Origin of the sequence: Paenibacillus terreus (assembly GCF_042138595.1) — a bacterium.
In the GTDB taxonomy this organism is placed as follows: domain Bacteria; phylum Bacillota; class Bacilli; order Paenibacillales; family Paenibacillaceae; genus Paenibacillus; species Paenibacillus terreus.
On sequence record NZ_JBHIRX010000026.1, the window covers coordinates 65,981 to 73,289 of the forward strand.

Genomic DNA, 7,309 nt, shown 5'->3' on the forward strand with positions numbered 1-7,309 from the left:
GGAGGGAACGGGGGGATAACCTTGTATAAAGAAACGACTTTGAGAGAAAAGATTAAGGTGTTTTCCATATTTGCGTTGATTCCGCTATTTGTTTTTACGGCAGTGGTGATCGTTCCATTTGTCATTGGATTTATAATGACCTTAACCAACTGGAATGGGACCTCCTCCGTTTTTCGCTTTATAGGTTTTGATAATTATAAAGCTGCATTTTCGGACAATGAGTTTTGGACATCCCTTTGGCTCACCGTCCGTTATGTATTTTTCACGCTGATCTTAACTAATGTTGTTGCCTTCTTCCTCGCCTTGCTTGTAACGATAGGAAGAAAGGGGCAGCATTTTTATCGCGCGGGCTTTTTTACACCCAATCTAGTAGGCGGGATCATTCTTGGATTTGTATGGCAATTCATATTTTCTCGTGTACTCATTTATTTTGGAAAAGCGTGGGGCTTAGATTTTCTGTCCTATTCTTGGTTAGGAGATACGACAAAAGCGTTTTGGGCGCTTGTTATTGTCGGGGTTTGGCAAAACGCAGGCTATATGATGCTGATTTATATTGCCGGTTTGATGAGCATTCCTTCTTCCCTTTCCGAAGCTGCCAATTTGGATGGAGCCGGCTCTATTCAGCAGCTCTTCCGAATCAAGATTCCAATGATGATATCTTCCTTTACCATTTGTCTATTTTTGACCCTGCAACGAAGTTTTATGGTTTATGATACCAATCTTTCGTTAACAAAGGGCGGACCCTATCGATCCACCGAGATCATAGCCATGCATGTATATAACGATGCATTTATTTACCGTAACTTTGGACAGGGCCAGGCCAAAGCCATTATGATGTTTCTGATCGTATCGTTAATCGTCATTTTGCAAGTGCGAGTTATGAAGAAATTGGAGGTGGACGCCTGATGCGAAATAAACGTTTATACACAGCTGCAGGCTGGTATGCAGGCATGTCTATTCTTTTCTTTCTCTTTATCTTTCCCTTTTTGTTAATCCTTTTAAACTCCTTCAAGTCTAGGGTGGAGATTATCCGAAATCCTCTAACCTTGCCCAAAACGTTTGATTTTTCAAACTATACGGACGCGTACACCAGAATGAATTTTTCGTATGGATTGTATAACTCTGCGATTATTACTGGCGTTTCCGTTCTGGCGATTTTGGTATTCTCCTCCATGTTGGCTTATTACCTGGTTCGTTGGTCGAATAAAATGTCCTCTATTATATTGCTTATGTTGGTTTCGTCGATGATTATTCCGTTTCAGGCCTTAATGATTCCATTTGTCTCCTTGTATGGAAATCTCCACATGCTCAACAGCATATGGGCGCTTATCTTCTTTTACCTTGGCTTTGGCATCAGCCTGGCCACGTTTATGTATCACGGGTTTATTAAAACCGTTCCAAAAGACCTTGAGGAAGCCGCATTAATGGATGGAGCCGGGCGGGTTCAAGTGTTCTGGAAAATTATCTTTCCCATTTTAAAACCGATCTCAACGACGATTGCCATTGTAGACGTTTTGTGGATATGGAATGATTTCTTGCTTCCCTCTCTGGTTTTGCTTTCGAAAGAACAACAAACATTGCCGTTATCGACCTATTATTTCTTTGGAAAATATACATCAGACTACGGAGTTGCCATGGCTGCACTTGTTATGGCCATCATTCCTGTCATTGTCTTTTACCTCATTATGCAAAAGCAAATTATTAAAGGTGTCGTCGAAGGAGCTGTTAAATAAGCATGGAATATATGATTAATTTAGAAGAGGCTACATTTTTAACAAATTTGAAAGTGTGCGTTTCAACAGATGAAGGCTCTTCTTTACAAAGCCTGGATTTAAAAGAAATGAACCAAACTTCAGGGCACGATGAACACGGTACTTTCACTAAAAAGACAAGCCTGTACACGGACAAAGACGATTCTATTCTGGTTTACCTCCATCTCATGGATTATGGCTCGAGGATCGTCTGCTTTGTGGAAGCAAGCCTGACTGCTCAGGAGGTATTCTGGCGTCGATTTTCTTTCAATGCTAGACAATCCATTGTTATTTCGGTTCCACAACCCCAAAAAATGGACAAGCTTTTGGGCTTTTACCACTTTAATGATTGGTGGACGCGTCCCTTTTTCACTTCCGGTATGAGTGAACTGCCTGAACGTACCCAATCGATTCTCTGGCAGTCCGGCTCCCACTATGCCTACTGTCTACCTGTTGTAACTTTGACTGAAAAAACGGAGATACGCGGCAGTAATGACGGCTTTGATCTTTGTCTTTCGACTAACGTAGGCGGACGAGACGACATTTCCGCGCCACTGTTCGTCCTTTCATACGGAGAGAGTTCTTTTCGCATAATTCAGGAAACGATGAAGTTCACACTTGATTTAATTGGAAATCCAACTTCACCGAGAGAAAACAAAGGTTATCCCATTGCTTTGGAATACTTGGGCTGGTGCTCTTGGGACGCGTTCCGTAACGAGGTTAACGAAGCCGGTTTAATTGAGAAACTCAAAGAATTAAATGAGAAAAACCTCCCTGTGCGTTGGGTCATGATTGATGATGGCTGGTTAGATGTGAAAGAGAAGGGGCTGATGTCATTTGAGGCGGATCCAAAGAAATTTCCCAATGGCCTTGCTTCTTTAATTGAAGTATTAAAATCGAACTTCGGGGTCCGCTGGGTCGGTGTATGGCATACCCTTTTTGGCTATTGGGCAGGGATTCATCCAGACAGCGCCATCGTCCAGGAATTTGGTGAATTTGTGTATAAAACCGTAAAAGGCCGGTTCATCCCCTACCCCCGTGCGGATAAAGGATTCGGTTTCTGGAATGCTTTTCATCGCAGTCTTCGCCACTCGGGCGTGGATTTTGTGAAGGTCGACAGCCAGGGATCGATAAACAGTTTTTTGCTTCATCACATTCCGGATGGCCGTTCGGCGTATGAAATGCACACCGCTTTAGAAGCGTCTACCGGGTTGCATTTTGATCAGCAATTGATCAACTGCATGGGGATGGAGTCGGAAAATATATGGTTTAGGCCTTCCTCATCGCTATCCCGCAACAGTGACGATTTTGTCCCCGGGAAAGAAATCAGTTTTAAAGAACACGCACTCCAGAACGCCTATAACTCCTTGTATCATCATGTACTTTACTGGGGAGATTGGGATATGTTTTGGACCAACCATGAAGAGGCGCTGCAAAATGCGGTACTTCGTGCCGTTAGCGGCGGTCCGGTCTATTTTAGCGACAAGCCTGGCGCTACGGAACCGAAAGATCTGCTCCCGCTCGTATTTCGTGACGGCAAAGTACTGAGAGCCGATCAACCCGGACTCCCGACTGCCGACATCTTGATGGTTAATCCTCAACAGGATGGCATGCCACTTAAGGTCTGGGCTCCTGTCGGAGGGGCCATTGCGGTTGGTGTATTCAACATTGACCAGGAAGACCGGATCCTTAATGGATCTATTAGCCCTTCCCAGATTCCGGTGCTGTGTAATGAAGATCAAGAATTCTATCTGTACGAGCATTTTAGCCGAAAACTGATAAAGTGTTCCTACCGTCAGAGTGTCCCCTTTACACTCAAGGAAAACGGAGTGGCTTTATACTTGATGGTTCCCATTCTGAACCATGGTTTCACACCGATTGGCCTTCTAGATAAGTATCTGTCCACAGCGGCGGTTACGATTTTATTTACCAATGATAACTCAGTCTTGCTGCAACTAAGAGAAGGCGGTACATTCGGCTTTGGCGCATGCCAAGAGCCCGCCTTAGTCACGGTCAATGGAGTACCCACTCTATTCCGGCAGGACGGGGATCTTTTTGTCATTGATACGATCGAGTCAAGTGAACCCCTAATCATTAACGTGGTGTTTTCGTAACCTTTCTTTTTTCTTTCAAGCCGCTACAAAACAGGCTGCCAAAATTTCGGCAGCCTGTTGCTATTTTCAAGACTATATTTTAATTAACCATTCCGGATCAACCGCCGAATTTGATGCAAATCGCCCTCCTTACGGAATTCCCCTGGAGCCATCCCTGTATACTTTCGGAACACTTTGCCGAAATAATTCGCATTCGAGAAACCGGACTGCTCCGCCACCTGCTCCAATGTCAGACTCACGGGCTCCAGCAGAAGAGCAGCCGCTCTCTCCAACCTCATACGAGTTAAATAGCGACCGGGAGAGAGGCCAAGCTTGCGCTCAAACTCACGGGTGAGATGGAATTTCGAACAGCCGGAAACCTCCGCCATGTCCTGAAGACCAATGCTCCGATGCAGATTATTGTCAATAAACGTCTTACACCGTTCCACGAATGGAGGCAATGGGGCGCTGTTGGCAAGAGTGACAAGATGACTGGCCAGCGACATGGCCAGTGAATAAGCAGCCCGTGAGCACTGGTACATATCGCAATAACTGTCCTCGATCGCTTCCCGATAAGTAACCCACAGGAGATGCTCCAATTCGGACTCCGGTTCAATCCGGAAAATGTAGCCGTTAACGTCTAGCCATTCCTGGAGGAGATGCAGCGCTAAGTGTGACAGTTCGAAGTAGAGCACTTCCCATCTGGGGGAATCCGGCGGAAGACGATAGAGATGATCGCCCGGAACATCAGCCAGAAAAGCATCTCCCGGCTCAAGAGAATGCTTCCTCCCCCCCGTTTCAATCTCCCCCCGACCACCCAATGTATATTGAAGCACGCAATGGTCTCCGGTACGGTTCCTTCCATCCCAGATATAATCATGTGAAGTAATCAGATGATATCCGGCACCTTTTAACAAGATATAGGGCATTGGTGTTATAAAGTGAAAAGATACCGAGGACTGCTTCCCTTGCCTGTTTTCCTCCTCACGATTCACAGCAATTTTTCACCCTTCCTTGCTAATGAAGTTACTCTTGTTTCGGTCCATTTATACCTTTACTCTAGTAATGAAAGCTTTTTTAAACTGAGTTATTTTATCCACTTGCAAAAATTATAACACTAAAGGAGCACGATTTCACTTATGGGCATCCACTACGACGAGGAACACCAAGTTTTTCACTTACAGACCCCTGGTTCCAGCTACTGCATTCAGATTGTTCGTGACGGCTACCTGGGGCATTTATACTGGGGGCGACGAATCGCCGTCTATCGGGATTCTGTATCTTTTGATTTTATCGATCGGGGCTTTTCTCCGAATCCTGACCCTGCTGACCGAAAGTTCTCCTTGGACAACCTTCCGCAGGAGTATCCGGGTTACGGGAACGGCGATTTTGGCATACCCGCCTATCAAGTCCGCCAGTCTAACGGATCTGAAATTTGCGATTTCCGTTACCAAACCCATCGGATATTTGCTGGGAAGCCAAAACTTTCAGGTCTTCCTGCCACTTATATCGAGCGGGAGAACGAAGCGGATACGCTGGAGCTTGTGCTTGAAGATGCTTTGACCGGTCTGCGTGCTACCTTGATGTATACTGTCTTTAACGAATACGACGCCATCGCGCGGTCAGTTCGTTTCGATCATACCGGATCCGACAATCTGGTCCTTCTTCGCGCGCTCAGCGCCAGTATCGATTTCAGAGATGACGAGTATGACATGTTGACCTTCTACGGTGCGCATACCAATGAACGAAATATCGCGCGGAGGCCCCTTATGCCCGGCATCCAGACTGCGGAAAGCCGGCGAGGTGCCAGCAGTCCCCAGCAGAATCCGTTTCTGGCCCTGCTTCGTCCTGGGACTGATGAAGACAATGGCGAGGTATACGCGCTCAATCTCGTTTACAGCGGAAACTTCATCGCCCAGGCCGAGGTTCAGCAGTACCGGACGACTCGAGTGTCGATCGGCATCAATCCGTTTGGCTTCTCCTGGCAGTTGGCTCCCGGAGAAAGCTTTCAAACGCCCGAGACCGTCATGGTATACTCTGCACAAGGCTTGGGCTGGATGTCTCGCGTCTTTAATAGGCTCTACCGCACGCGACTCAGTCGTGGCAAATTTCGTGACGCCGAACGGCCGATTCTAATTAATAACTGGGAGGCCACCTACTTTGACTTTAACGCTGACAAGATCGAAGCGATCGCCCGCGAAGGGAAAGAACTTGGTATGGAGCTCTTTGTCTTGGACGACGGTTGGTTCGGCAAGCGGGACAATGATTTGAGTTCCCTGGGCGACTGGACCGTTGACCACCGCAAACTTCCGGAGGGGCTGGATAATCTGGCCCGGCGAATAACCGGAATGGGCCTGCAGTTCGGTCTGTGGTTCGAACCTGAGATGGTCTCACCGGACAGCGAACTCTACCGGCGTCATCCCGACTGGTGTCTTCATGTGGCGGATCGTCCCCGTACGGTGGGTCGGAATCAACTTGTTCTCGATCTGTCGCGACGGGATGTATGCGACTATATTGTTGGAGCGGTATCCGATATTCTGTCTTCTGCGCCGATTACGTATGTCAAATGGGACATGAACCGCCATCTGACGGAGATCGGCTCTGCCCTGCTTCCGGCGGAACGCCAGCGCGAGACGGGGCACCGGTATATCCTCGGTCTGTACAGGGTATTGGATGAGCTCACTTCCGCCTTCCCAAATGTACTGTTCGAGAGCTGTTCCAGCGGAGGAGGGCGCTATGATCCCGGCATGCTCTATTACATGCCGCAAACGTGGGCAAGCGACAATACGGACGCGATCAGCCGACTAAAAATCCAATACGGTAGCAGTATGGTCTATCCAGCCGTATCCATGGGCGCTCATGTTTCGGGTGTGCCGAATCATCAAGTCAACCGGATTACCCCTCTTGACACCCGGGGACATGTCGCGATGTCGGGAAACTTTGGCTACGAGCTCGACCTTACCACGATGTCGCCGCAGGAAAAAATAATGGTCAAGTCCCAAATTGCGCTGTATAAAGAAATTCGCCACCTTATCCAATTCGGAGAATTTTATCGGATTTTAAGTCCGTTCGAGGGCAATGAGGCGGCCTGGGCCTTTGTTTCTGATGACCAGAGCGAAGCTGTACTTGCTTTCTTCCGAGTGCTGAGCCAGCCGGGTGAAAGGGTGCCTATTTTGAAATGCAAAGGATTGAATCCGGATCACTTGTATCGACATCACGAAACCGGAAAGGTATACGGAGGTGACGAGCTGATGTACGCCGGTTTGACGCTTCCAAGAATTAAAGGGGATTTTATCAGCCTGTTGTGGCGGTTCAGCAAGACAGACGAGCAATGAATATATCAGAGCCAAACAATAAAACTACTTCAGAAAACGGGGCCTGGAATCATGAGATTTCAGGCCCCGCTAGCTCACCTCGACGCCGGTTTGACGTAGTTATCCCCTATTGGAGGAGGTATTCAGGTAA

At 47.4% G+C, this 7,309-nt stretch carries 5 protein-coding genes; 4 read left to right on the forward strand and 1 reads right to left on the reverse strand.

Translation table 11 applies throughout. From position 1 onward, the window contains the following. Positions 1-21 precede the first annotated feature (21 nt). From ACE5KN_RS28950 to ACE5KN_RS28960, 3 genes are read left to right on the forward strand one after another with little or no spacing between them, the layout of a single operon-like run. A complete protein-coding gene (locus tag ACE5KN_RS28950; RefSeq protein ID WP_375527792.1) occupies positions 22-906 on the forward strand; it encodes a carbohydrate ABC transporter permease in 885 nt (294 codons plus the stop codon). Beyond that, positions 906-1,733, forward strand: coding sequence for a carbohydrate ABC transporter permease (locus tag ACE5KN_RS28955; RefSeq protein ID WP_375527791.1), 828 nt, complete (start codon positions 906-908; stop codon positions 1,731-1,733). The genes ACE5KN_RS28950 and ACE5KN_RS28955 overlap by 1 nt, the downstream gene beginning before the upstream one ends. Before the next feature lie 2 nt (positions 1,734-1,735). After that, on the forward strand, positions 1,736-3,865 hold the full coding sequence (locus ACE5KN_RS28960) for a Sip1-related alpha-galactosidase (protein WP_375527790.1): 2,130 nt from the start codon (positions 1,736-1,738) through the stop codon (positions 3,863-3,865). 83 nt (positions 3,866-3,948) lie between these two features. Here the strand turns inward: ACE5KN_RS28960 and ACE5KN_RS28965 are convergent, their stop codons facing one another. Further along, positions 3,949-4,773 (reverse strand): helix-turn-helix domain-containing protein, encoded by an 825-nt coding sequence (locus ACE5KN_RS28965; protein ID WP_375527789.1) that lies wholly within the window; start codon positions 4,771-4,773, stop codon positions 3,949-3,951. Between the two features lie 210 nt (positions 4,774-4,983). Between ACE5KN_RS28965 and ACE5KN_RS28970 the strand changes: the two genes are divergently transcribed. Beyond that, positions 4,984-7,179, forward strand: coding sequence for an alpha-galactosidase (locus ACE5KN_RS28970; protein WP_375527788.1), 2,196 nt, complete (start codon positions 4,984-4,986; stop codon positions 7,177-7,179). The last annotated feature ends 130 nt before the right edge of the window (positions 7,180-7,309 follow it).

Bases quoted from the DNA above. Each gene is read 5' to 3' on its own strand.
- ACE5KN_RS28970 (WP_375527788.1), top strand. From the start codon at position 4,984: ATGGGCATCCACTACGACGAGGAACACCAAGTTTTTCACTTACAGACC.
- ACE5KN_RS28955 (WP_375527791.1), top strand. From the start codon at position 906: ATGCGAAATAAACGTTTATACACAGCTGCAGGCTGGTATGCAGGCATG.
- ACE5KN_RS28960 (WP_375527790.1), top strand. From the start codon at position 1,736: ATGGAATATATGATTAATTTAGAAGAGGCTACATTTTTAACAAATTTG.
- ACE5KN_RS28965 (WP_375527789.1), bottom strand. From the start codon at position 4,773: ATGCCCTATATCTTGTTAAAAGGTGCCGGATATCATCTGATTACTTCA.